Annotated in this window: 24 protein-coding genes and 1 pseudogene; 14 read left to right on the top strand and 11 right to left on the bottom strand. The window is 55.7% G+C overall.

The annotated features are described in order from the left end of the window. Positions 1–24: 24 nt before the first annotated feature. From B5E43_RS08385 to B5E43_RS08360, 5 genes are all read left to right on the top strand, one after another. Positions 25–1422 carry a solute carrier family 23 protein gene (locus B5E43_RS08385; protein WP_087395731.1) on the top strand — a complete coding sequence of 466 codons (1398 nt, stop codon included), beginning with the start codon at positions 25–27 and terminating at the stop codon, positions 1420–1422. 252 nt (positions 1423–1674) lie between these two features. After that, positions 1675–2466 (top strand): FAD binding domain-containing protein, encoded by a 792-nt coding sequence (locus B5E43_RS08375; RefSeq protein WP_087395728.1) that lies wholly within the window; start codon positions 1675–1677, stop codon positions 2464–2466. Positions 2467–2468: 2 nt separating this feature from the next. Continuing rightward, positions 2469–2927 carry a (2Fe-2S)-binding protein gene (locus B5E43_RS08370; RefSeq protein WP_087395726.1) on the top strand — a complete coding sequence of 153 codons (459 nt, stop codon included), beginning with the start codon at positions 2469–2471 and terminating at the stop codon, positions 2925–2927. 11 nt (positions 2928–2938) lie between these two features. Then, positions 2939–5236 (top strand): molybdopterin cofactor-binding domain-containing protein, encoded by a 2298-nt coding sequence (locus tag B5E43_RS08365; protein WP_087395724.1) that lies wholly within the window; start codon positions 2939–2941, stop codon positions 5234–5236. Further along, complete coding sequence (locus B5E43_RS08360) at positions 5229–5810, top strand: nucleotidyltransferase family protein (RefSeq protein WP_087395723.1); 582 nt, start codon at positions 5229–5231, stop codon at positions 5808–5810. The genes B5E43_RS08365 and B5E43_RS08360 overlap by 8 nt, the downstream gene beginning before the upstream one ends. 65 nt (positions 5811–5875) lie before the next feature. On the opposite strand, the gene B5E43_RS08355 is transcribed toward B5E43_RS08360, so the two are convergent. After that, positions 5876–6793 carry a LysR family transcriptional regulator gene (locus tag B5E43_RS08355; protein WP_087395722.1) on the bottom strand — a complete coding sequence of 306 codons (918 nt, stop codon included), beginning with the start codon at positions 6791–6793 and terminating at the stop codon, positions 5876–5878. Positions 6794–6927: 134 nt separating this feature from the next. Here B5E43_RS08355 and B5E43_RS08350 point away from each other — a divergent pair, with 134 nt between their 5' ends. The 3 genes from B5E43_RS08350 to B5E43_RS08340 all read left to right on the top strand — a co-directional run bounded on the left by B5E43_RS08350 (position 6928) and on the right by B5E43_RS08340 (position 8763). Next, the gene (locus tag B5E43_RS08350; RefSeq protein ID WP_143382977.1) at positions 6928–7167 is read left to right on the top strand and encodes a hypothetical protein; all 240 of its coding nucleotides are present in this window, start codon (positions 6928–6930) and stop codon (positions 7165–7167) included. 94 nt (positions 7168–7261) lie between these two features. Beyond that, positions 7262–7936 carry an RraA family protein gene (locus B5E43_RS08345; RefSeq protein ID WP_158099004.1) on the top strand — a complete coding sequence of 225 codons (675 nt, stop codon included), beginning with the start codon at positions 7262–7264 and terminating at the stop codon, positions 7934–7936. Between the two features lie 14 nt (positions 7937–7950). Further along, a complete protein-coding gene (locus B5E43_RS08340; RefSeq protein WP_087395715.1) occupies positions 7951–8763 on the top strand; it encodes an Ldh family oxidoreductase in 813 nt (270 codons plus the stop codon). Between the two features lie 116 nt (positions 8764–8879). Here B5E43_RS08340 and B5E43_RS08335 read toward each other — a convergent pair whose 3' ends face one another. The 5 genes from B5E43_RS08335 to B5E43_RS08315 form a co-directional block, all read right to left on the bottom strand. Further along, a complete protein-coding gene (locus B5E43_RS08335) occupies positions 8880–9659 on the bottom strand; it encodes a polysaccharide deacetylase family protein (protein WP_087395712.1) in 780 nt (259 codons plus the stop codon). 162 nt (positions 9660–9821) lie between these two features. Further along, entirely contained in the window at positions 9822–10520 is a 699-nt protein-coding gene (locus tag B5E43_RS08330; RefSeq protein ID WP_087395709.1) for an RraA family protein, read from the bottom strand. Then, the gene (locus tag B5E43_RS08325; protein ID WP_087395706.1) at positions 10517–10825 is read right to left on the bottom strand and encodes a TAXI family TRAP transporter solute-binding subunit; all 309 of its coding nucleotides are present in this window, start codon (positions 10823–10825) and stop codon (positions 10517–10519) included. Before B5E43_RS08325 ends, B5E43_RS08330 begins: the two co-directional genes overlap by 4 nt. A 98-nt stretch (positions 10826–10923) precedes the next feature. Beyond that, complete coding sequence (locus tag B5E43_RS08320; RefSeq protein ID WP_087395703.1) at positions 10924–12063, bottom strand: TRAP transporter fused permease subunit; 1140 nt, start codon at positions 12061–12063, stop codon at positions 10924–10926. Continuing rightward, positions 12063–12554: an aconitase family protein gene (locus B5E43_RS08315; RefSeq protein WP_087395701.1), complete on the bottom strand. Its 492-nt coding sequence runs from the start codon at positions 12552–12554 to the stop codon at positions 12063–12065. Before B5E43_RS08315 ends, B5E43_RS08320 begins: the two co-directional genes overlap by 1 nt. Before the next feature lie 480 nt (positions 12555–13034). Here B5E43_RS08315 and B5E43_RS08310 point away from each other — a divergent pair, with 480 nt between their 5' ends. The 5 genes from B5E43_RS08310 to B5E43_RS08290 all read left to right on the top strand — a co-directional run bounded on the left by B5E43_RS08310 (position 13035) and on the right by B5E43_RS08290 (position 18910). Continuing rightward, a complete protein-coding gene (locus B5E43_RS08310; RefSeq protein WP_087395698.1) occupies positions 13035–13712 on the top strand; it encodes a GntR family transcriptional regulator in 678 nt (225 codons plus the stop codon). Between the two features lie 307 nt (positions 13713–14019). After that, entirely contained in the window at positions 14020–14688 is a 669-nt protein-coding gene (locus tag B5E43_RS08305) for a Crp/Fnr family transcriptional regulator (RefSeq protein ID WP_087395695.1), read from the top strand. Positions 14689–14889: 201 nt separating this feature from the next. Continuing rightward, positions 14890–15804: a dihydrodipicolinate synthase family protein gene (locus tag B5E43_RS08300; protein ID WP_087395693.1), complete on the top strand. Its 915-nt coding sequence runs from the start codon at positions 14890–14892 to the stop codon at positions 15802–15804. A 6-nt stretch (positions 15805–15810) separates the two neighbouring features. Beyond that, a complete protein-coding gene (locus B5E43_RS08295) occupies positions 15811–17166 on the top strand; it encodes an FAD-dependent oxidoreductase (protein ID WP_087395691.1) in 1356 nt (451 codons plus the stop codon). Between the two features lie 574 nt (positions 17167–17740). Continuing rightward, positions 17741–18910 (top strand): anaerobic sulfatase maturase, encoded by a 1170-nt coding sequence (locus B5E43_RS08290; protein ID WP_242964772.1) that lies wholly within the window; start codon positions 17741–17743, stop codon positions 18908–18910. 47 nt (positions 18911–18957) lie between these two features. On the opposite strand, the gene B5E43_RS08285 is transcribed toward B5E43_RS08290, so the two are convergent. Further along, positions 18958–19851 carry a substrate-binding domain-containing protein gene (locus B5E43_RS08285; protein WP_275533002.1) on the bottom strand — a complete coding sequence of 298 codons (894 nt, stop codon included), beginning with the start codon at positions 19849–19851 and terminating at the stop codon, positions 18958–18960. 62 nt (positions 19852–19913) lie between these two features. Here B5E43_RS08285 and B5E43_RS08280 point away from each other — a divergent pair. Further along, positions 19914–20300: pseudogene (locus B5E43_RS08280) on the top strand (hypothetical protein); the annotation flags it as partial. Between the two features lie 341 nt (positions 20301–20641). On the opposite strand, the gene cysG reads toward B5E43_RS08280, so the two are convergent. Genes cysG through B5E43_RS08260 form a run of 4 tightly spaced genes read right to left on the bottom strand, consistent with a single transcriptional unit; the run spans position 20642 to position 24743 of the window. After that, entirely contained in the window at positions 20642–22012 is a 1371-nt protein-coding gene (cysG, locus tag B5E43_RS08275) for a siroheme synthase CysG (RefSeq protein ID WP_087395683.1), read from the bottom strand. Next, the gene (locus B5E43_RS08270; RefSeq protein WP_087395681.1) at positions 22012–22788 is read right to left on the bottom strand and encodes an ABC transporter ATP-binding protein; all 777 of its coding nucleotides are present in this window, start codon (positions 22786–22788) and stop codon (positions 22012–22014) included. Before B5E43_RS08270 ends, cysG begins: the two co-directional genes overlap by 1 nt. Next, positions 22781–23803, bottom strand: coding sequence for an iron ABC transporter permease (locus B5E43_RS08265; RefSeq protein ID WP_087395679.1), 1023 nt, complete (start codon positions 23801–23803; stop codon positions 22781–22783). The genes B5E43_RS08270 and B5E43_RS08265 overlap by 8 nt, the downstream gene beginning before the upstream one ends. Continuing rightward, positions 23766–24743: an ABC transporter substrate-binding protein gene (locus B5E43_RS08260; protein WP_087395677.1), complete on the bottom strand. Its 978-nt coding sequence runs from the start codon at positions 24741–24743 to the stop codon at positions 23766–23768. The genes B5E43_RS08265 and B5E43_RS08260 overlap by 38 nt, the downstream gene beginning before the upstream one ends. Positions 24744–24840: the final 97 nt, after the last annotated feature.

Genomic DNA, 24840 nt, shown 5'->3' with positions numbered 1-24840 from the left:
TTCATCAAGTTCGGGAGGCGTATTATGGACCAATCCAAATCTTATTCCACTCCCTACGAATTTGAAGGGCCGCTGCCCCTGCGCCAAGCCATTCCCCTGGGTCTGCAACATGTGCTGGCCATGTTCGTAGGAAATCTCACACCCATTCTCATCATCACCAACCTCTGCGCGGCCTCGGGCGGGGCGGAGGAGTTTGCCGCCGTACAGGTGGCGCTGCTCCAAAACGCCATGCTGGTGGCCGGCATCGTCACCCTGGTGCAGCTGTTTGCTGTGGGGCCGGTGGGCGGCAAGGTGCCCATCATTATGGGAACCAGCTCCGGCTTCATCGGCGTGTTTCAGAGCGTGGTCAAGGTGATGGGGGGCGGCGTGGTGGCCTACGGAGCCATCATGGGGGCCTCCATCCTGGGCGGTCTCTTTGAGACGGTGCTGGGCGCCTTTTTAAAGTCCCTGCGCCGATTCTTCCCCGCGGTGGTCACCGGCACGGTGGTGCTGTCCATCGGCCTGTCCCTCATCAGCGTGGGGGTGGGCTCCTTCGGGGGTGGCACCTCCGCCAAGGACTACGGCTCGCTGGAAAATCTGCTCATTGCCCTGGCAGTGATGGTGATCGTCTTGGCTCTGAAGCACGGGGCCAAGGGACTGGCTAGCTCCTCCTGTATCCTCATCGGTATCATCTGCGGCTATGTGATCTGCGCCCTGCTGGCCCTGGTCTTGTCCACCACCGGCGTCACTGCCGACGGGGTGGAGTACACCAAGGCCTGGGTGCTGAACTGGGACCAGGTGGCCCAGGCCAACTGGATCTCTGTGCCCCAGCTGATGCCGGTCAAGCCGGTGTTTGACCTGCGGGCCATCCTGCCGGTGATGATCATGTTCATTGTCACCGCCGTGGAGACGGTGGGAGATATCTCCGGCGTCACCGAGGGCGGCATGGGCCGGGAGGCCACCGACCGGGAGCTGTCCGGCGGCGTCATCTGCGACGGCCTGGGCTCCTCCTTCGCCGCTTTGTTCGGGGTGCTGCCCAACACCTCCTTCAGCCAGAATGTGGGCCTAGTCACCATGACCAAGATCGTCAACCGCATGGCCCTGGCCTGCGGCGCCGTGTTCCTGGTGCTGTGCGGCCTGTTCCCCAAGCTGGCGGCAGTGGTGTCCATTATGCCCCAGAGCGTGTTGGGAGGAGCGGCAGTTATTATGTTCTCCTCTATTGTGATGAGCGGTATTCAGCTCATCACCCGGGAGCCCCTGACTCCCCGGAGCATGTCTATTGTGTCGGTGGCGCTGGGCCTGGGCTATGGCCTGGGAGCCAACAGCGCGGTGCTCTCCGGTCTGCCCCAGGCGGTACAGCTGATTTTCGGCGGCTCCGGCATTGTTCCTGCCGCCTTTGTGGCCATCATTATGAATGTGCTGCTGCCCCAGGACAAGGAGTAATTTCATAAAAAACTCCGGTGACCCACCGGAGTTTTTTTATGGGGAAAGGGGAGCGGCAGCACTTCTTTTCCAATTTTCTTTGTTCCCCGGACAAGCTATGGTATAATAGCCGCAGAGCGGCTATTATGCTTTTATTCCAGTCCTTTTTCTCGCCCCTCATGAGGCAACCGAAAAAGTTGACACATGATACCATTCCAGCTGCGCTGTCATGGTATAATCATAAAAACGACGCAATGCAGGGAGGATGACACCGTGCTGACCATAAAGCAATATGTCAAAGTCCAGAGCCTGGAGGAGGCCTATGAGCTGTATCAAAAAAAGAACAACGTGGTCCTGGGCGGTATGCTGTGGCTGAAAATGGGCCGGGGCAGCGTAAATACCGCCATCGACCTGTCTGGGCTGGGCCTGGACCGGATCGAGGAGACGGAGGAGGAGTATCGTCTGGGGGCCATGGTATCCCTGCGGGCTCTGGAGACCCATCCGGGGCTGAATGAGCTGACCCAGGGGGCGGCGGCGGAGAGCGTGCGCCACATTGTGGGTGTGCAGTTCCGGAACCTGGCCACTGTGGGGGGCAGCGTTTATGGCCGCTTTGGGTTCTCCGATGTGCTCACCCTGCTGTTGGCCTTGGATGCCCGGGTGGTCCTCTATCACGCCGGTGAGATGCCCCTGGCGGAATTTGCGGCACTGCCCCGGCAGCAGAAGGATATTCTTACCCATGTGATCCTGCCCAAGGCACCCCGCCGGGTGGTCTACCTGTCCCAGCGCAACATCTCCACCGATTTCCCCGTCCTCACCTGCGCCCTGTCCCACCAGGGGAAGAAGTACACCTGTGCCATTGGCGCCCGCCCCATGGCCGCCCAGGTCTATGGAGACGAGAAGGGAATCCTGACTGGGGGCGTCACTGGGGAGAGTGCCCGGGCCTTTGCCGCCGATGTGGCAGGACGGGCCCGGTTTTCCAGTAATCTCCGGGGCAGCGCCGACTACCGCCGGGAAATCTGCCAAGTGCTCATTCGCCGGGGCCTGCTGGCGATGGAGGAGGGATAAGGATGGAAATCAAGCTGATGTTAAACGGCAGGGAAGTGACCGCCTCGATCCAGGCGGATACCCTGCTCATTGACTTTCTCCGCGCCCGGGGCTGCCTGAGCGTGAAGCGGGGGTGCGAGACCTCCAACTGCGGGCTTTGCACCGTGCTGCTGGACGGGACGCCGGTGCTCTCCTGCTCCGTGCTGGCCGCCCGGGCAGACGGACACTCCATCCAGACCCTGGAGGGGCTGCAGGAGGAGGCGGCAGAGTTCGTGACCTTTATTGCCGACCAGGGGGCGGAGCAGTGCGGCTTTTGCAACCCGGGCTTTGTGATGAATACCATCGCCCTGCTGCGGGAAAATCCCAATCCCACCGATGACGAGATTCGGGCCTATCTGGCCGGAAATCTGTGCCGCTGTTCCGGCTATGAGGGGCAGCTGCGGGGAATCCGGGCCTACCTGAATCAGCGCAACCAGGGCTGAAGGAGGGCACTATGGAACACAAAACATTGAAAACCGTGGGCCAGCCGGTGCGGAAAAAGGACGCCATGGCGCTGCTGCTGGGCAAGCCCGCCTATGTGGATGACGTTACCCCCCGGGACTGTCTGGTGGTCAAGGTGCTGCGCAGCCCCCATGCCCACGCCCTCATTGAGGAGATCCGCACGGATGTGGCCTGCAAGGTGCCGGGCATTGTGGGGATATATACCTACAAAGATGTGCCCCAGAAGCGGTTTACCATGGCCGGGCAGACCTACCCCGAGCCCTCTCCCTACGACCGGCTCATCCTGGACCAGCGGGTCCGTTTTGTGGGGGATGCGGTGGCCATCGTGGCCGGAGAGGATGAGCAGGCGGTCAACCGGGCCATGAAGCTCATCAAGGTGAAGTACCAGGTGCTACAGCCGGTGCTGGACCCCCATGAGGCCCTGGACGGCCCCATCCTGGTCCATCCCGAGGATAACTGGCGGTCCCTGTGCCCGGTGGGGGCGGACAACCGGCGCAATCTGTGCGCCAGCGATACCTGCTCGGATGGGGATGTGGACCAGGTCCTGGCCCAGTGCCCCTATGTGGTGGACCGGGTCTACCACACCAAGGCCTGCAACCAGGCCATGATGGAGACCTTCCGCACCTACACGGAGATGGACCCCTATGGGCGGCTCCATGTGATCTCCTCCACCCAGATCGTCTTCCACGTCCGGCGTATCCTGGCCAACGCCCTGGACATCCCCAAGTCCAAAATCCATGTGGAAAAGCCCCGCATCGGGGGCGGCTTTGGGGCCAAGCAGACGGCGGTGGCGGAGGTCTATCCCGCCTTTGTGACCTGGAAGACCGGGCGGGCCGCCAAGATGATCTATACCCGGGAGGAGAGCCAGATTGCCGCCTCCCCCCGCCATGAGATGGAGGTCCATGTCCGCCTGGGCGCTACCCAGGAGGGTGTGATCCGGGCCATCGACGTGTATACCCTGTCCAACACCGGGGCCTACGGGGAGCACGGCCCCACTACGGTGGGCCTGTCCGGCCACAAGTCCATCCCCCTGTACACCGGAAATCTGGAGGCCTTCCGTTTCGCCTACGACGTGGTCTATACCAACCGGCAGTCGGCGGGGGCCTACCGGGGCTACGGAGCTACCCAGGGGATCTTTGCCGTGGAGTCTGCCGTCAACGAGCTGGCTGACCGGCTGGGCATGGACCCGGTGGCCCTCCGGGAGAAGAATATGGTCCGGGAGGGGCAGATCATGCCCGCCTACTACAATGAGCCGGCCAGCGCCTGTGCGCTAGATCGGTGCATGGAGCGGTGTAAGGAGCTTTTTGGCTGGGAAGAGAAGTTCCCGGTCCGGGATATGGGCAATGGCAAGGTTCGGGCCGCCGGGGTGGCCATGGCCATGCAGGGCTCGGGCATCTCCGGCGTGGACGTGGGTTCGGCCACCATCAAGCTCAGCGACGAGGGCTTTTATAACCTGTCTATCGGGGCGGCGGATATGGGTACCGGGTGTGACACTATTCTGGCCCAGATGGCGGCGGAGTGCCTGGATTGCAGCGTGGACAACATCGCCGTCTTTGGGGCCGACTCCGATGCCTCCCCCTATGACTCAGGCTCCTACGCCTCCTCCACCACCTACGTCACCGGCAAGGCAGTGGAGAAGGCCTGTCAGCAGCTGAAGGAACAGATCTGTACCGTGGCGGCAGGGATGCTGAACTGCTCCAGCGATGAGGTGGAATTTGCCGGCGACCGGGTGCGGAAGCTGGACGGAACTGGGGAGGTCACCCTCAGTCAGGTGGCCACCCAGTCCATGTGCGGCAATCCCACCGCCGTTCAGGCCACCTGCTCCCATACCTCCCCCACCTCGCCCCCGCCTTTCATGGTGGGCATGGTGGAAGTGGAGGTGGACAAGGAGACCGGCTCGGTGGAGGTGCTGGACTATGTCGCGGTGGTGGACTGCGGCACCCCTGTCAATCCCAACCTGGCCCGGGTCCAGACCGAGGGAGGTCTTGTCCAGGGCATCGGTATGGCCCTCTTTGAGGGGGTCACCTACGACGAAAAGGGCCGTATGGCGGAAAATTCCTTCCTGCAATATAAGATTCCCACCCGGCTGGATATGGGCCGCCTGCGGGTAGAGTTTGCCCCCAGCTATGAGCAGTCCGGCCCCTTCGGCGCCAAATCTATTGGGGAAATTGTCATCAATACTCCCTCGCCCGCCATTGCCCAGGCGGTGTTCCGTGCTACCGGCGTGTGGCACCGGGAGCTGCCCATCACGCCGGAGAAGGTACTGATGGGGATGAAGAGCCGTGGCTAAGTACCTGATCTACCTGGCCTCCGGCAGCGCACGGCGCTTTGGCAGCAACAAGCTCCTGTTTCCCTTAGAAGGGAAGCCTCTGTTTCTCTATGGGTTGGAGACCCTGGCGGAGGCGGCGGCCCAGCGGGAGGGTACTACCCTCACCGTGGTTTCCCGTTATCCGGTCATACGGGCGGCGGCGGAGAAGCTGGGGGCGGCAGCTGTGGACAGCCCTTACAGCCAACTGGGCTTGTCCCATACCATTCGTGCCGGACTGGATGCCCTGCCTCCTTTGAAGGCGGAGGACTTCGTATTGTTCGCTGTGGCCGACCAACCCTGGCTGCAAACCCCCACGGTGCTGCGTCTCATGGATGCGGCCCGGCACGGTGTACCGGCCGGTACCACGGTGTGGGAGGGACGGGCGGGGAGCCCAACCTTTTTCTCGGCGGCTTTGGTGCCCCGGCTGCGTCAGCTGGAGGGCGACCAGGGAGGCAGAGTTCTGCTGCGTGATCTGGGAAGTGCCTGTGTTGCTGTTTCGGCAGGGGCGGGCAGAGAGCTGGAAGATGTGGATCTCAAAGAACAATTAAAAAACTAACAAAGGACGTCCGCAAAAACAGCGGACGTCCTTTGTTTTCCTTGATTCAAAAATGATTCTTGTAGTTAAAGGGAAGCGTGATGTTCCAGAGATTCCTGATTGAGAGAAAAGTTCTCCAAAACATAATCCCGTACCTTTTGTGCAGCTGGAGACAAGACACGGGTGCGGTCATAGGTGAAGTAGATGGTCCGGGTAAATTCTTCATTTTGCTCCAGAATGGGAAGAAATTTGATCTTAGGTGAGTCCATGGCAGGGATCCAAGGCAATATGGATACGCCGAAGCCCAAACTGACATATTGGAGGGCAGCGTAACACTCGCGTACCTCAAACGCAATATTCGGAATGATATTATGTTCATAAAATGCATGGTCAATGTTGTCACGTAAACTACTGCTGTGACCCAGCATAATTTGTGGTTCACTGGCAAAATCAAAAAAGGAGGCAGAGGTGTGGCTGGCCAAAGGATGGGAAGAAGGGACCGCAAGGTAGAGATTTTGACGGGTGACAGCGATGGATTCTGCCCAATCCGCGCGGTGAAAGCTGAAACCCAGGTCCAGCGCGCCGGAGTGAAGTTGCCCCAGTACACTTAAAGAGGAACATTCCGTAAAGTGAAAGAGGATATGTTCGGCGGAATACTGTTTATAAAATCCATCAATTAAGGTTGGAATAACAGAGGCGGAAATGCTCTGAAAGTAGCCCAAGCGTACAATTTGAGACGAGTTGGTGCGCATTTGATTGAGCGTGTTTGTCCCCTCCTGAAGCAGGGAGAGAGCGCGGTCCACATATGGGAGAAATTGCTGCCCATAAATGGTCAGCAAGACTTTTTGGTTCTCCTTTCGAAATAGTTTGACGCCTAATTCCTTTTCAAGCTCGCTGATTGCGTAGCTTAAGCTGGGCTGAGAAATGCGCAGTTGTTCTGCTGTCCTGGTGTAGTGCAACGTCCGAGCCAAGGCACGGAAATATTGTAGTTGAAGCAACGTCATAAAAACCACCTACCTAAGTGCAAACGAGTCATGGACGAGGAGCGGAAAATGGCGAGGAGAAAGACTACACGGACAGAAGAAACGAGGTGTTCGATAGAGAGAAGATGGATTTTTTTCAGTATAGCACATAGGCGGTGCCTGGGGCAATCCCCCCAAAAGAGAGAGACAGAGACGGAAAACAAGGGGATAAGGAACAGGAAGAGAAGAAAGAAATGGCAAAAAAACTTGCGCTCGAAATTGACTGGATCGGACAAAGGCTACATGCGCATAAAGGAAAAGGGGAAAATGACAAAATATACAGTAGAGAAAAAGGGTCACCCATAGAAATTTCTCTATTATGCCAATCCATATCTGGTATTAGACAAAACGCATAATTTGATGTTAATATTTGTGAAAGATTTAGGCAAATTAAAATTCATTTCGGGATTTAATGCGCCTAAACGAGATACCAGAGCAGGAGGGCTTATGATGGATTATGAGCAGATGATTAAATTTCTGAAGCGGACCCCAACAGGCAATCTGACGGATGCCATGAGACGGCTGGAAATCTCCGGCTATACTAAGGGGATTTACTGCCTACAGGGCAAAACCGATGAAAATATGGTGGGACCGGCATTGACAGTGCAGTACATCCCCAAACAGCCGGGGCAGTCCAGAGGTTTGCCCGGACAATTTGCCATTGCCCGGATGTGTACCAACGGCCAGGTTATGGTGGTAGCTGCCCGGGATACCAAGTGTTGGCTGACGGGTGGAAATGTGGCCCGGGTTGCCGAGTTATCGGGAGCGGCGGGCATCGTGGTGGACGGGTGCATTCGGGATCGGGAGGAGATATCTTCTCATTCCATGCCGTTTTTCTGCAAAGGGAGCGGGACCAAACCCTATGCAGAGGAACTCCAATTGGCAGCCATTAATGTGCCCATTGGTATTGATGGTTGCCGGGTATGTCCGGGCGATATTGTGGTAGGTGATCTGGACGGGATAGTGGTTCTGCCTGCGGATCGGTTGGAGGAGATCATCTATCAGGCGGAAGAAATCGAGGAGATTGAGGAACAACTGGCTGAGGCTGTGGAGCGTAAGGCCAGTCTAGAGGAACTCAATGCCATCGGAAACCGCAAGCCGGTTGTGCGGAAGAAAGGAAATTAGGTGAACCAATAGGCATGAAGACGATCAGCAGCAAAAAAATTGCAGATTTTGGGGTAAACTTTCTTTGTGCTTATGGTGCCTCCAAAGGGAATGCGGAGATCATTACTTGTCATCTGGTGGATAACGATCTGAAGGGGGTGGAGTCTCAAGGGGCAATGCGGTTGTTTGAATACGCCCGCTTTATGGTAAAGGGACAGATTGACGGAACCGCGGAGCCGAGCATTGAGACAGTGGCCCCAAACGCCTATGTGGTAGACGGCAATCGGGGATTTGGCATCGTGGCCATGCAGAAGATCACCGATCGCATGATTCAGGTGCTTCAGGAGCAACCCATGAGTGTCGCCGCAGTGAAAGGAGTGGGCCATACCGGTCGTGTGGGTGCCTACCCCTCCGGTTTGTATTACCGCATTCGTGGCTGCTGGTATTGCCAACTCCAGCCCTATGAAAACCGGGTTTACCGCGCTGGAGATGGGATCCACGTTCTATTTTGTTCCCTTCCTGTTTCTGTTCACCCCTCTGGTGAACGGAAGCCCTATCGAGATGATTGCCACAGCGATATTGGCTGCGTTTGCTTTCTATATGATGGTGGCATTTTTGGAAAACTATCTGTTCGGCAAAACAAATCTGGCGGTCCGAGTTCTGTGCGGCTTGAACAGCCTGTGCCTGTTCTTTGCTTCCTTTACTACCACATCGCTCCAAACCAGCATTATCATGAGCGTGATTGGCATTGTAGTGCTGATTGCTCTTATCCTGGCGCAGAAAAAAAGGTATCGGACATGCTGTACCTGAGATCTGTAAAAATGAACTTTCGGTCGAAACAGCAATAATAAGAAGAACAATCAAAAAGGACAGGCGCATGGCAATTCGCTGTGCGTCTGTCCTTCTGACTTGAACTGGATGGGAGAATGGAATAAAGGGAGCGTTCGGTTGCGGATTTCTTCGATCAGGAAGCGGGACACTGGCGTCCGGTGTGGTCAATGGTGTAGTCACCTGTCATAATGAGCTGAGAAATGGGAACGAAGGTATAACCATCCTGAAGAAGGGTTTCCAAAATAGAGGGCAAGGCTTCCGGTGTATGGAGGGCAGCATTGTGGAAAAGTACAATGGAGCCGGGTTGCACCTTGCAGGTTACTCGCTTGGTAATCTCATTTGCGGAAATGTCCTTCCAGTCCAGGCTGTCCACGTCCCACTGGATGGGTTCCATACCAATGGAGCGAACGGCATTGATGGAGCAGTCATTATAGTCTCCATAGGGCAAACGGACCAAGGTGGGACGGACTCCCGTGACGGCTTCAATTTTGTCGTTACATGCATTTAGGTCAGAGATGATTTCTTGGGCGGATAATTGAGGATAGTGGGCGTGGGTGTTGGAATGATTCATGACCTCGTGGCCTGCCTGGTGAAGAGCGGCTACCGATTCGGGATATTTGTCCACCCATTCGCCCACCACAAAAAAGGTTGCCTTGACCTGATAACGGTCCAGGATATCAATGAGCTGTTGGGTATCCTCATTCCCCCAGGCTGCGTCGAAGCTAATGGAGACTAATTTTTGGTCCTGTTGCACACAGTAGATGGGGAGTTGCCGGGTGGTGGCGGAGGCACCGACGGCAGATGGATAATTGGCAAGGTAAAACATCAGGGCAGCCAGGCAGAGGCAAAGGGCAGCGGACCATCGTTTCCGTTGAAACAGGAGGATCCGAGGGGGGTGTAAAGCACGTTTCATCGTATCATCTCCTAAAAATATTGGATAACTAAACTATATGAGATGGGAGAGAAGAAACATTACAGGGACCTGAAGATGAGGGCCTCAAACGCAACAGTGAGGTATGCCCAATTGGGGCATACCTCACTGTTTTATCCGTGGGTGGTTAGTAAGATAAGAAAATTACTTAGCTGCCAACATGTCGGTCACCCATTTGGGTGCCAGTTCAGGGGGAGTGCGGCCGGCAGCTTTGCACTCCTCATATTCGGCAATCACTTTGCGGCGATTAATTTCATAGTTGTTTTTCTCCTCCGCCCGATCCAATACTTCCTCCAGACGGTCCCGGGGAACGACGGTTACACCATCCGCGTCACCAAGCACCAGGTCTCCTGGGTTGACCGTAACTCCGGCGCACTGGATGGTCGCATTGATGCGGCCAGGGCCCACCTTTTTCGGCCCACGCTGCATGTAGCCTCTGGAATAGACGGGAAGATTCATTCCCTTGAGACCGAGACGATCCCGTACATAGCCGTCAATAACAATCCCTTCCAGACCGACAGCTTTGGCGGCACCGCCCATTAGATCACCCATGTATGCCGTGTCCTGATAGCCCTTTCCGTCTACCATAAGGACATAGCCGGGTTTTCCGGAGTAGATAGCCACATGAATGGGAAAATTATCGCCATCTTTGGTGTCCACCGTGTAAGCGGTCCCTACCATTTTTGTGTGTTCATCGATTGGAAGGATGGAAGCATCCAGACAGCCGTCCTGAGGGATGCCCAGTCCTTTCATGCCATCTGCCAGTTCAGCAGAGCCAAATTGGGATGCGCGCTGGATCAGGGCAGGGTCAATCAGTTTCGGGAGATCGTAATATTCGTTCATGCCAAAACGCCAACTTCCTTATAGTATTTTTCGGCTCCAGGGTGAAGGGGAGCAATGCAGCTGTCCACAATGTTTTCGGGAGCCAGGTCACCGAAGAAGCTGTGGGCCTTTACTAGCTCCTCTTTGTTCTCAAACATGGCCTTACACAAGGCGTAGGCGGTATCCTCGTCCAGATCGTCCCGGCAGAAGACGGTGGTCCAGTTAAGCTGGCAGTACCGATGCTGAGCGTTTTGGGAGCGGTGGAACCGCCGGACTGGCTTGCGCTGCCGGAGGGGGAGGAGCCGGAGGATGAGCCGGAACCACATGCTGCGCAGCTAAGGGCCACGGTAAGAGCAAGTGCGAGTGCCAGTGTCTTTTTCATAATAATACCTCCTAAAATTTTACTCAGACAAACTGAGAGAGCTTATGCAGGAATGTTCTGCTTTTTCTTGTCCTTCAGTGCCAAAACAACCAGCATGGGGATGCTGGCGATCAGGCCCACCAGGGAGACCCAGATGTCGGGCCAAATCAGAGCGGCAGCAAGAGCCAGGAAAATCAGACGCATGGGGACACTGGCCCGCTCCATCAAAGCCCCTTCAAAGAAGGCGGCTAAGAATACCAGGCCCAGAGCGGTCACCACAAAGGAGAAGACCGTCAAACGCAGGTCGATGCCGGAGGTCAGAAGAAGCTGGGGGGTATAGATGAAAATAAAGGGGACGATGAATCCGGCAATGGCCAACTTCATGGAATGGAATCCAATGCGGTTTGGATTTCCGCCAGAAAGGCCGGCTGCAGTGTAGGCGCCGGTGGCCACCGGAGGAGTGATGGTGGACATGCAGCCATAGTAGAAGACAAACAGGTGGGCGGGCATCTGCTCAATACCAACCATGGTCAGGGCGGGAGCGGCACTGATGCTGGCAAGGACATAGGCGGCGGAAGTAGGTAGGCCCATGCCTAAGATCATGGCCACCAGCATGGTCATAAACAGAGTCAGGAACTTGATTCCGCCCGTCAAGGTAAAGATCATGCGGGCGATGATCATGGTGATGCCCGTCGTGGAGAAGGTGCCCACAATGATGCCCACCACAGCGGTGGCAATGCCCAGAGACATAGTGGTTCTGGCGGCGTTGTAGAGGATCTTGATTACTTTCTCCACACTCAACCGGGTATCCTTGCGCAAAAAGGACAGCAGCACGGCGGAGACGATGCCACCCCAGAACGCGGCAAAGGTGGGGGTGTAGTTCATGACCAGCAATACAACGATGAGCACCAGGGGCAGCAACAGATAGGAACGTTTGAGCAGGTCAAACCAAGGGGCGCGCTCGGTGCCGCTGCCTTCCATGTTCAACCGCACCGCACGGAAATGTACCACGGAAAAGACACCGACATAGTACAGCAGTGCGGGAAGCACGGCCGCGATGGCCAATTGGATGTAGGGGATACCAAGGGTGTCGGCCAGCATGAAGACGGTGGCGCCCATAACAGGGGGGAGAATCTGTCCGCCGGCGGAGGCAGAACACTCCACGGCGCCTGCGAAATCAGGGTCATAACCCACACGTTTCATTAGGGGAGTGGTGAAGGCGCCAGTGGTACTGAAACATGTTCCATCAACTCCTTTGGGTCAGTTAAGCATCCGCGCAGGGCCGTCGCCGCAGCCACAGCGGGGGAAGTCAAATAAATGTCCGCACTGGCATTTCCCATTCGCCCCAAGAAATTACGGTTGGCGGTGGAGACAACGCGAAGCCCGTCCCGAGGGACGCCCGGGCTGCTCCCGCAGCAGGGACCGCAGCTGGGGGGTAAGATCATAGCGCCCCGTTCCAGCAAGCGGGCGGCATAGCCGCGGGCGAGCATTTCGCGGTAAATGGTGCGGGAAGCGGGGATCACCAACGTTTCCGTTCGGAATGGGCCGGTGCAGGATTGAAGAACTGTGTCCACGGCTTCAAAGTCACTGATCCTTCCGTTGGTGCAGGTGCCGATGACCACCATGTCCACTGGCATCCCGGCCTGTTCCGACAGAGGGCAGGCATGGTCGGCACTGTGGGGCAGTGCCACCATGGGAGGGACTTGGGCTACCGTCCCAATGTGGCGGCGGCGCACACACGTTCCGGAATGTTCACCGGGCCGGGCGTAAATAGCTTTTTCTCGCGGGGCATGGAAATCTCATTCATAATATGGAACCTCTCTTCGTTACCTTTTTAACATTGTCTTCACTATTGACCTCAAAATTGCATACAATTTATTATGATTATAGCACTATGCTTTTGCGTGTCAACGGATTCTTTTTTAGTTTTTAAACTTCGTCACTTGAGTCAAAATCGGAGACATGTATTTGTGAAAAATAAACTGAAAAGAGTAAAATAATAGAAAAATGTTATGTAAATACAACAGATACTAGATTAAAATAAGGGTGTTTCCAAAGAAAAAGGGGGAAAAATAAGGTTTTGGTGTATAAAAACAGCAGGTTATTCTTGACAGGGGAGACATAGAATTGTACAATAATTTTGCATACAATAATGTTTGTGAGTTGATTGCAAAATGAAGAAAAAGACTTCTGGAAACAATGATATATATAAATCAATTTATGAAAAAATCTTGTCTGGCGAATATCCGGCCGGATATCACCTGGTTGAGATGGATCTGGCGGCGGAATACCATGTTAGCCGAACGCCTGTCCGTCTGGCCATTGAACGGTTAGTGGCGGAGGGATTGGCAAAGCATGTGCCCCACAAGGGGGCCGTTGTGCGCAGAATGACCCGGACAGACATTCTGAATATGTTTGCGGTGCGCGAGGTGACAGAGGGGCTTGCAGCTCGGCTGGCCAGCCAACATGTGACCGAGGAGGATCGAATTGCGCTGAATGGGATTATGCAGGAGATGGACCAGGCATTGGAGAGCCAGGACCTGCATGCGTACTATTCTGTATGCGGGAAAGTTCATTCCTATATCTTTGATCTGGCGCAAAATGAATTTTTGAGGGATATCATCCAGAATATCTATGCCATCACATCCCGATATCATGTGGCAGTGCTTCGGCTGCCTGGGCGTCCGTCCGGCTCGAAGGAGGAGCATCATTTGGTGGTGGAGGCTGTGTTGTCTGGAGATGGAGATTTGGCGGAGCGAACCATGAAGGAGCATGTGCGCCACTGCGGTGATTTTTATCGGGATGAACAAAATCAGCTGCTCTTCCGGTCGCTGGCCCAATTGGAGTGGTAGAACAGAAGTCATTCTTTGTAGTAAAAAAGCTCCCCAATTAGGATGGAACGAGCACCCGGTCAGAGATAGAACCCCTGGCCGGGTGCTTTTTGCTATGCAAAAATGGAATAAAATACCAGGTATATAAGAGGCCTGAAAGAAACAGAACCCTGATATTTTTTCAAACAGAAACCCCATGATTCTGTTGTGATTCCTGTGGCCTTTTTCGGCGGCCTGTAGTACAATGTTACTTGTTACAGGTTTTTCTTGCCCGTGGGGCAGGAAGGCTGTTTGCTTGGGACTTTTTCTGGAAAGGACGACGCGGGATATGGAGTTTACGTTTTCTAATTTCACTCTTCCCAGTGAATCAAATGAAGAGTTGGATCGCTTGATTGAAGCCAACAGCACGGTGTATCACCTTGCGCCCAAAACCACATTCTGCGATATCGGAGAAGACCTGGGAGGGGTGTACTATATTTCCAAAGGGAGAACCAGCCACTATATTGTGGGACGAGATGGCGGAGAAAAGCTGTTGTATACCCTGTCCACAGGCTGGTTTTTCGGAGAGCCGGCAACCTTTTTGGATCAACCTAGCACCTTGCGTTCCCGGGCAGATATGTACACCACCCTTTATCGCCTGGAGTACCAGGACTTTCATCGTTTGGTGGACACCTCTCCACTGTTTCGGAATGCTGTTTTGCAGGACAACTCGAAAAAAATGCTGATCATGCGCCATGAAATTGAAAACATTACCTTTTGCTCCTATAAAGAGCGGCTGATGAAGCTGTTCTATGTGGCGGCCGACCGGTCAGAGCTGGTGGATGGGATGTGGTACAATCAGCGGGTGCAGTATACACAAAACGACCTGAGTATCATTATCGGCAGTTCCCGAATCACGGTTTCCAAGCTTCTGGGCGAGCTGTGTGAAGAGGGAGTCATCCGGATTCTGAATCGGAGAGTACAGGTAAACGCCAAGGTGGGGTCAGAAATGTGGTGATGTGCAGTTGTGCAGATTGCCTAGTTATCCCTTTGAAATTTGGTGTTTGTGCTGGGTTTGTAAAGCGCTTTACAACATGTATTAAGATAATATATATATTTTTTGCTTGCGCTCAGTGGGGGAGGCTGTTATATAATAAACTCAGTTCATCATACGTGCTGTTTGACCCCGATCATTTAATTTTATGAGGAGGACAATGACATGATCAAGTTGGAAGGTTCCTTTGTGGCAATGCCCACCCCCTTTACTGCCGATGACAAGATTGACTTTAACGGCTTTGAGACCCTGATCAATCGTCAGATCAAGTACGGCACCAGCCAAATCTTCATTCTGGGCTCCGCCGGTGAAACCACTCTGCTGAGCGTGGAGGAGAAGAAGGCGATCGTGAAGGAAGTTGTGGCCATGACCCGGGGCAAGATTCCTGTGTTCTTCGGTGCGGCTTCCACCACCACAGACGGCGCCATTGAGATGGCCAAGTACTGTGAGGAGCAGGGGGCGGACGGCGTGATCTTTACCGTTCCTCCTTATGTGCTGGTGAGTCAGCACGCCGCTTTGAACCACCTGGACGCCTGCATGAGTTCCATTGGCATCCCCTGCGGCATTTACAACAACCCCTCCCGCCTGGGCGTCCATCTCACTCCTGAGACCATCAAGACCCTTTCCGACAAGCACCCCCATTTTGTGCTGGATAAGGAAGCCATGGGCGACTGCTCCCAACTGGTGCAGGTGCAGGCGCAGTGCCAGGGCAAGGTCAAGATCATGTGCTGTGACTTCCCCAAGTATTCCATCGTGATCCCCACTCTGGCTCTGGGCGGAACCGGTACGGCCAACATCGGCGGCAACATCATTCCGGAGGAGTCCGCTCACTACTCCCGTCCCTGGACCAGCATGCAGATCATGGAGGAGTGCCGCAAGGAGTACACCCACTGGTTCCCGCTGCTCAAGATGCTGTACACCTTCTCTAATCCTGTCTGCATCAAGGCGGCTCTGGACATTCTGGGCCTGCCCGGCGGACATCTGCGCCGTCCCTATGAGCCCTTTACCGGAAAGGGCCGGGATGAGCTGGAGCGCCTGATGGGCGAGATGGGCGTCATCGACAAGTACGGCGTGCGGTAAGTACCGATGGGTGAAAAAGTTGTTGTCATTGGAGGGACGGCTGCTGGGTTAAGCGCCGCCTCCAAGGCTAAGCGAGTTCGCCCGGACCTGGAAATCGAGGTTTATGAGCGCACCGGGTTTATTAGCTACGGTGCCTGTGGCTTGCCCTATTTTGTGGGCGGCATGATCGAGGACCCTAATGAGCTGGTGTCCCTTTTCCCTGAGGAAATGTCCCAAAAGCGGGGGATCCCCACCTATACCCGCCATGAAGTGACGGCGATTGACCGGGAGAATAAGGTGGTGTCGGTAACCGATTTGGAGTCCGGACGCCAATTTCAGCGCCCCTACGACAAGTTGGTGATCGCCACCGGCGCGTCCCCCATCCGTCTGCCCCTGCCTGGCATGGATTTGGAAGGGGTATATTATCTGCGCACGGTGGAGGACGGCATTTATCTCAAGGATGCCATTACCCAGAAAAAACACATTGCTATTTTGGGCGGCGGATTCATTGGCCTGGAAATGGCGGAGGAATTGACGCAGGCCGGAGTGGAAGTCCATGTGTTTGAGCAATTGCCTCGTCTGCTTCCGTTTTTGGAGGAATCCTTTTCTGCTGTGGTGGCACAAACTCTTGCGGAGAATGGGGTCCATCTCCATATTGGCACAGAGGTGTCCCGTATCCTTGGCTCGGATGGGGTGGTCACCGGGATTGAAACCGCTCAGAGAGAACAGATCCCTGTGGATGGGGTGCTGGCGTCTGTGGGAGTCCGGCCTGCCAGCCAACTGGCCGCAGCCTGTGGGCTGAAGCTGGGATTCAAGGGCGGCATTGTGGTGGATGAGCACCAACGTACCAGCGATCCGTCTATCTGGGCCTGTGGTGACTGTGTGGAGATGAAGCATCTCATCACGGGAGAAGCGGTATATGTGCCGCTGGGCACCACGGCTAACAAGCAGGGGCGTGTGGCGGGCGGCAGCCTGGCTGGGGAGGAAGCCTCCTTCCCGGGCGTGTTGGGTTCCATGGTGACAAAGGTATTTCAGCTTTACATTGCTGCTACCGGACTGAGCCAGGAACAGGCCCGTGCGGCGGGATATCAGGTGGCTTCCACCATCATCCGCAAGCGGGACCGGGCCTCCTATTATCCGGGGGGGACAGATACGCAGATCTGTCTTGTGGTGGACCAGAGCTCCGGACGTCTGTTAGGAGCCCAGGTCATCGGCGGGTCTACCGTGGCCGGGCGCGTAAATGTGTTTGCGACAGCCATTACTGCCGGCATGACGGTGGCTCAAATAAATGAATTGGATCTGGTCTACGCGCCTCCTGTGGCGCCGGTATACGACCCGATTTTGATTGCTGCCAGCCAGGCGATCAAATTGGTCCATCCATAACAAACTTAGTACAAAAACAACAAAAATCCGATTCAGACAAAGGTCTGGATCGGATTTTTACAGACTACAATGTGGATATCCTGATTTGCCCGGGCATCACGGATTGCTCGCCCATTTCGGGCTATCCGTCCATTACGGTGCCGGCCGGGTATAGTTCAGACCGTATGCCGTTTGGCATGACGTTTGTAGGACGTCCCTTTAGTGAGCCGCTTCTGATTGGGGCTGCCTATGCCTTTGAACAGGCCACAAAAGCCAGACGCGCTCCCAGCTTCCCTGGATAATCGGGAAGGCAGCTTTCCTTTGGTGGTAGGAGCGGATGGTCGGAATAGGATAAATCCATTTTTGTGTGACACCGCGGCTTCCTGTTTTTTGCAACCCCCTGGCTTGTCGGAGAGCTGGGGGGTTGTTTTGTGCGAGGATGATGGGCCGGGAGAGAAAATGACAGTTCGGTACAGCTGCCCAATGGCTCTGGAACGGTGGGTTATGGCGGCGGGAAAGAGATTATGTTCTCTATTTTAAAACGGTGCTTGATTATGGAGATGGAACTCTATTATAATAATATCAATTTTTGCGTATGACCTGTTTGGACGGACAGGGATGGGGAGATGGTTGTGTGCCTGCGGTAAGTATTTTAATCAAACCTGCGTCCTCGGCCTGCAACTTGCAATGCAAGTACTGTTTCTACCGGGATGTGGCCAATCACCGGGAAAAAAGCTACGAAGGAATGCTTTCCCTTGAAATGATGGAAACCGTGATTGCATCAGCGATGGAATATGCGGAGGGCAGCTGTTCCTTTGCGTTTCAAGGCGGAGAGCCGACGTTGGCGGGGCTGGATTTTTATCAACGGGTGGTTAAATTGGAGGAACGATATCGCCGCCCGGGGGTGGAAATCCACAATGCCATTCAGACCAATGGAATTTGTGTGGACAAAGCGTGGGCAGAGTTTTTTGCCAAGCACCATTTTCTGGTGGGGCTGTCTCTGGACGGTCCGGCAGAGCTCCATGATCGAAACCGGACCTTTCCGGATGGGAAAGGGAGCTGGAGCCGAGTGATGCGAAGCGTTCAAATTCTAGAGAAATTCCATGTGGACTATAATATTCTCTGTGTGGTTACAGGGAAAAATGCCCGGTCTATCCAAAAAATATATCAGTTTTTTAAAAAGCAAAGATTCCAATGGCTGCAATTTATCCCCTGCCTTGAGCCCCTGGATCAGCAGCGGGGATTGGAACCCTACCATTTGTCCGCGGAAGAATATGGAGATTTTCTGATACAAATCTTTGATTTGTGGTTCCAAGACCTGAAAAAGGGGCATTATGTCAGCGTCCGCCATATTGATAACTGGGTATCCATGCTGATGGGGAATCCTCCGGAAGCGTGTAACATGTCGGGGCGCTGCTCCATACAATTTGTCATAGAAGGGGATGGGGGCGTTTACCCCTGTGATTTTTACGTGTTGGATGAATGGCGTCTGGGAACGGTGGGGAAGCAGCCCTTGGAAGAGATGGAACGGTCGGAAGTAGCCCGCAGATTTGTGGAACAATCCCACCGGGTTCCTCAGCGTTGTAAGGAGTGTCCGGTCTGTCCCATTTGCAGAAATGGGTGCCGGAGAGACCGGGAAGTGTTGGAAGGGGGAGAAATTGATCTCAATTATTACTGTCAGGCATATTTTTCCTTTTTTACCCAGCGCAAGAGAGAGCTATACCAGGCGGTACAGCTGATTTTGAACAGGCAGAGAAATTTATAACATAGAGCAGAAGCGAGGCGTCTTCCATCTTGGGAGACGCCTCGCTTTTATAGCTTCTTCACAGTTTCACGCACGACAATTTTATAAGGCAGCTCGCTCTTTAAAGGAATGGAGTGGCGCTTAATGAGACGGCTTTCCAACACTTCAATGGCCACCTGTCCCATCTCTTCCTTAGGCACATGGATCGTGGTCAATGCGGGGGTGACCATACCAGACATAGTAACATCATCAATGCTCATAAGAGAGATATCTTGGGGAATGCGAATGTTGTGCTCCTGAAGGCAGCGCATAACGGCAATTGCGGTGTTGTCATTGGCGCAAAAAATGGCGGATGGGAGGGTTTTGTTTTGCCTTAGGAGGCGTTCGGCGGCTTGGTGTCCGCTGAATCCATCGTATTCACAAAAGCAGATCATGGAGGAGGAGTGGGGGAGCTTATGGGTTTGTATCGCGGCCTGGTATGCCCGGAAGCGGCGTTCCGTCAGTCCGCTTCCTATGTATGCAATGGAACGGTGTCCCTTTTCCACCAGATAGTTCATGGCGGACAATGCGGCTTGATATCCGTCACAAATAACCTGGTCCATTTGGGTATCCACAGAAGATAGAGCAACGTAAACGATGTTTTTAAACTGCTTTTTCAAAAAATCCAGGGCATTTTTGTCTTGGAAACGGCCGATACATACGGCCCCATTGACATTGAGGCTGCGGACCTGTTCTAAGATATAGGGGTCCTCAGTGGTAAAGTTTGTGAAATAAAAGGACAGTGTAAAGCCCCTTTGCACGGCGGCCTGTTCGATGGAGCGGGTCATCTGAGAGAAAAAGGGGTTTTCGTTTGAATTTCTGGTGTGGGAGACGAAGCAGGCGATGGAAAAGGATGATTTTTGCGGGGCTCGGGATTTTAAATTGCGTGCAGCGGCGTTTGGAACATAGTTATAGGTTTCCACGATTTTCCAAACCTTATTTCTGGTTTCGGGTTTGGCAAAGCTGTCACTGGGATCATTCAGGATACGGCAACGGCATGGGTACCAACCCCATCCAGATGGTGCAGACCCTGCCTGACATGAACCGGTATGGGGAATACTTTGCCACCAACGAGGAGTGCATCCGCAAGTACCGTTTTGCCAATGCCTTCCACCCCTTTCACGGCTTCTCCATGATGGCCTGCAGCCACGTCGCCGAGATGAACATCAGTGCCATCTATATTGTGGGAGCTCAGGAACCAGGCATTGCCCGCAGCATGGGACTGAAGACCCGGGCTACCTTCGAGGAGGCTCTGGAGGACGCCAAAAAGAAGTTTGTCGGTCCCAACCCCAATATTCTGGCCCTGCCGCAGACCTTCAAAATCGGTGCTGTCCATCTGTGTATGAAGGACGACGATCTGTCTATGGTGTAATCAAAGGAGGGAGAAGGGGAGAAAAAGGCTGATTTCGAAATGCCACTCCCGCCTTTGCAGGGCAGTCCAATTGTATAAAATATAAACGCAACGTATTATCTCAATCGGATAATATGTTGCGTTTATTTAGGCTGCGGCTAGAGGATCAGATCATGTTCCGGTTTGGAATAACAGGGCATGTCTGTATCCGTTACCTATTAAAGATAAGGGAACTCTGCCGAATAGAGGAAACGAAATCCACAAAATCAAAAGCCTTCTGAGCCTTGGTAAAGAGGAAGGTAGATCCAGCCAGCTCTCCCTGATCAGTTCAATAGTGGCGTCAAGGAGAGAGAAAGGTCATCTTAGAACAAATCGGTCTCGGTGAAGAGAGGAATGGGAACAGGTAATGTCTTGAAGGTGGCTGTCAAATTCAGAGCTGCCGTCTCACCTACAACGATGACGGCGGGAGGCTGTATTTCGGCTTGGCGAGCTGCTGACGCAATACCGGACAGGGGAGCGCGTACCGCGGCACAGTGGGGGGCGTTGCCTCCGCTGATCACAGCTACCGGGGTACTGCCATCCATGCCGCCATCCATCAGGCCCTGAGCGATCTCAGATAGGCGCTGTAGCCCCATGAGGAAAACGAGGGTGCCGTCCAAGGCCCCATAGCGGCGAAAATCTGGCTGTTCTCCCGGGAGGGTGTGGGCAGTGATAATGTGAAGGGAGCGGCTCATAGCGCGATGGGTGACCGGAATACCCGCCTCAGCGGGAATGGCAATGGCCGAGGAAATACCAGGTACCACTTCAAAGTCAACGCCAGCCTGCTGTAGAGCCAGAATTTCCTCGCCACCCCGCCCGAAAACAAAGGGGTCTCCGCCTTTGAGACGCACCACCAGGCCGTCCTTTTGAGCCAGATCGATGAGCAGTTGGTTGATCTCCTCCTGGGTCACCCCCTGTCGTCCGCTGCGCTTGCCCACATAGACTCGCTGGGCGTGGGATGGCACCTGTTGGAGCAGCTCTGCGTCAATGAGATCATCGTAGACCACAGCCTTGCACTGGTTTAGCAGGCGCAGCCCCCGCAGGGTGATGAGATCCGCTTTTCCGCATCCCGCCCCCACCAGGGCCACCCGCCCCGCGGTGTGGGGGGAAGACTCCTGCCCTGAGGCGGCTAGTTCCTGCTGAAATTCCCGCCGGAATGCAGCTTCCCGGCCTGCGGCATCTTCCCATTCCGCCTTCTGCGCGGCCCGGCGGTTGGCCAACCGGTCTAATAGCCCGGCAAAATTTTCGGGCAAAAGCCGTTCAATGGCTTCTTTCAGCCAGATGGCAGCGCTGGGGCTGGCTCCTCCGGTGGAGATGCCCACAGACAGCCGTCCACGCTGGACCAGAGCGGGAAACAGAAAGTCGCAGGCCTGGAGGTCGTCTACCACGTTGACCAAAATCCGGCGCTGGCGGCAGAGCTGCGCAATGCGATGATTCAACTCCCGGTCCCCGGTGGCGGCAATCACAAAAATAAGCTCTTGATCCAGGTCATACTCCTCGAAGGGGCGGCGCTGCAGCGTCACTGGGGAGGTAGTGGCCAACTGCTCCAGCTCCGGGCATATGTCTGGGGCAATCACGGTGAGATGGGGACCATAGCTGAGCAATTTTTCCACCTTCCGCAGGGCCACCCGGCCGCCTCCCACCAGTAGGCCGGAGGCACCCTCCAGGGAGACAAAAAATGGAAACCAGGCCATTAACCTTCCTCCTTCTCCAACGGCTGGCAGTAGTACTGCCAGCCATCTTCGGTTTGGGCCCGTCCCTGCCGGACACCAAATACTCGTTCTAAGATGCCGCTTTGATAGATCTCCTCCGGCGTCCCGGTGCAAACCAGCTGTCCTTTCTCCAGAATGGCCAGCCGCTGGGCCACCGACAGGGCCAGAGGAAGGTCGTGCAGCACCATTCCCACGGCCTTTCCGCTGCGGGCCAGACGTTGGGCCAGCCGCATTGTCCCCAGTTGGTGGGCAATGTCCAAAAATGTGGTGGGCTCATCCATCAGTATGGTGGGTGTCTGCTGGGCGATGGCCATGGCAAGGTATACCTTTTGCCGTTGCCCGCCGCTGAGCTCTGCCACGCAGCGGTCGGCCAGATCGGCGGCGTCCACCTCTTCCAGAGCCTGCTGAACTATGCGGTGGTCCTCGGGGCGGTAGTGGCGGGGATAGGACAGGTGGGGAAACCGGCCATGGAGCACCATACGGCGGGCGGTAATGTTGGGTACTGTCCGGCTCTGGGAGAGAAAAGCGGCCTGAAGGGCCACCTGACGGGGCGTCAGACTGCTGAGCGGGACACCATCATAGAGGACGTCCCCCTTCTGACAGGGAAGAAGACCCAGGGCTGCTCGCAGAAGAGTGCTTTTCCCGCTGCCGTTGGGGCCGGCCAGCACCAGGACCTCACCGGGACAAAACTGCAGGTCGATGCCTTGGAGCACGGGATGGCGGTGGTAGCCGGCCTCCACGCCGCAAAGCTCAATCATGGGTGCGACCTCCTCGCTGTCGAATTAAAAGGTACAGGAAAAAGGGACCGCCTACAATGCTGAGAATGGTTCCCACCGGCAGCTCGAAGGGGGCAGCGACCAACCGGGCCAACAGGTCGCACAGGGTCATGAGGGAGGCTCCCCCCAGAGCGGAACAGACCACCAGCGGGCGGCTGTCCTCCCCCACAACAGAGCGCACGGCATGGGGAACCAGCAGCCCAACAAAGCCCACCAGCCCACAGAAGCTGACGGCCGCCCCGGCCAGAGCGGAAGCCAGGGTCAGGAACACGAAACGGACGGGACGAACCGACACGCCCAGGCTCTGGGCGGTCTCTGGCCCAAGGGCCAGAATGTCCAAAAGGCCGGTCAGGCCCAGAACGGCGGCCAAACTGAGGGCAATGAGCAGGGCGGCCGGAGCCAGCTTGTCCATGGTGACCCCATCCAGCCCGCCCATGCGGAAATCGGAATATCCCATGAGAGCATCGGGATAAAAGGTAATAACCGCATCGATCAAGGCACTGAAAATGCTGGAGATGGCCACTCCGGCCAGTACCAGGGTGATCCGGGAAGCACCGGTGGCTTCCGCGAAGAGGAGCACCAGCAGCACTCCAGCCATCGCACCGGCAAAGGCAGCCAGGGGCTGGAGGGAGGTGGCGGGAAGGAGGGCGCAGCATAGGGTCACCCCCAGGGCGGCGCCGGAATTGACGCCGATGATATGGGGGGCGGCCAGGGGATTAGCCAGGACCGTTTGGATCAGCACCCCGGCCACCGCCAGGGCAGACCCGGCCAGCAGACTGCCGCAGGTGCGGGGCAAACGGGAATAGAGGACCACATGGGTGGCCACATCACCGGTGCCTGGCCGCCACAAGGCGGTGAAAACCTGAACGGGGTGAAGCTCCACGGCGCCCAGACAGAGGCTGCACACCGCTAAAAGGACCGTAACGACTGCCAGCACTGCCGCGGCCCGTCCCGGGTGCTCACGCAGCCGGGTATAAGATATCCGCCAGCTGTTCATAGGCTTGCCCCCAGCGCGCATTCGGCTTTAGGTTATACAGGCTCTGCTCCATCACATAGCACCGTCCCTCCTGAACGGCCCGTAAGGTCCCCCAGGCCGGGTTGGACCGCAGCATCTCGTCGGCCACCGCCTGGGCCACCGAGGGGTCGGCGCTTTGATAGACCAGAAAAATGTAGTCCGGGTCCTCCTCCATAATGACCTCCATGCTCAAATCCTCCAGCAGGGAGTCCTCCTGGTCGGCGATGTTTACGCAACCCAGGGCGGCGAGCATCTCTCCCAGCACGTTGTCCTGACTGTTTTTCACCTTACAGCCCGAGCTGGAGACCCGGATATACAGCACGGTGGGCGCAGACCCGTCGACCCGGGCAATAGCGTCCTCCACCTGCTGACGGACGGCCATGCCGTTTTCTTCGTAGGCCTGGGCATCGCCGGTAAGGAGGGTGCAGCGCTCCAGCATAGACAGGTACTGTTCAAAGGTGCTGACCTCAAAATAAGCGGCGGGAATCCCCATTTTCTCAAAGGTGGGAAGCAGCTCCAGATCCAGAGCGGTGTTGCAGCTGGCCACGATCAGATCCGGCTCCGATGCAATCAAGGTCTCCAGGCTCAGGTCCTTGGATGCCCCCAGATTGACCACCCCATCCAGAGGCAGCCCCTCGAAGGAGGTCCAGGCGTCATTGGCGGTGGCGGCCAGGGTGTCCGCCCCCCCTGCCAGACACCAGACGTCGGCAAAGCTGCCGATCAGAGCCGCCACCCGCTGGGGGCGCTCTTCCACCGTCACCGTCCGGCCCAGGTCATCCACAATGGTAATGGCCTGGGTGGGGGAGGAGGAGCTTACCCCCTGGGAGGAATGGGAGGAGGGGACCTGGGAGCTTTCTCCGCCGGTGGTGCAGGCGCACAGCAGCAGAGCCGTTACCAGGGCCAAGGCGTATAGGTGTTTCATGTTCGCTTCCTTTCTCAAACCCATGGGTTGGGGCCGCCTTGCCCAAAAGAGGCCGGACCGCCCGGCAAAAAAGGCATACCTCACCCCTGCTGGTAAA

Source organism: Flavonifractor sp. An100 (genome assembly GCF_002161175.1).
Classification (GTDB): Bacteria; Bacillota; Clostridia; order Oscillospirales; family Oscillospiraceae; genus Lawsonibacter.
The sequence above is the reverse complement of the archived record's forward strand: the minus strand, read 5'-3'. Positions and strand labels throughout refer to the sequence as shown.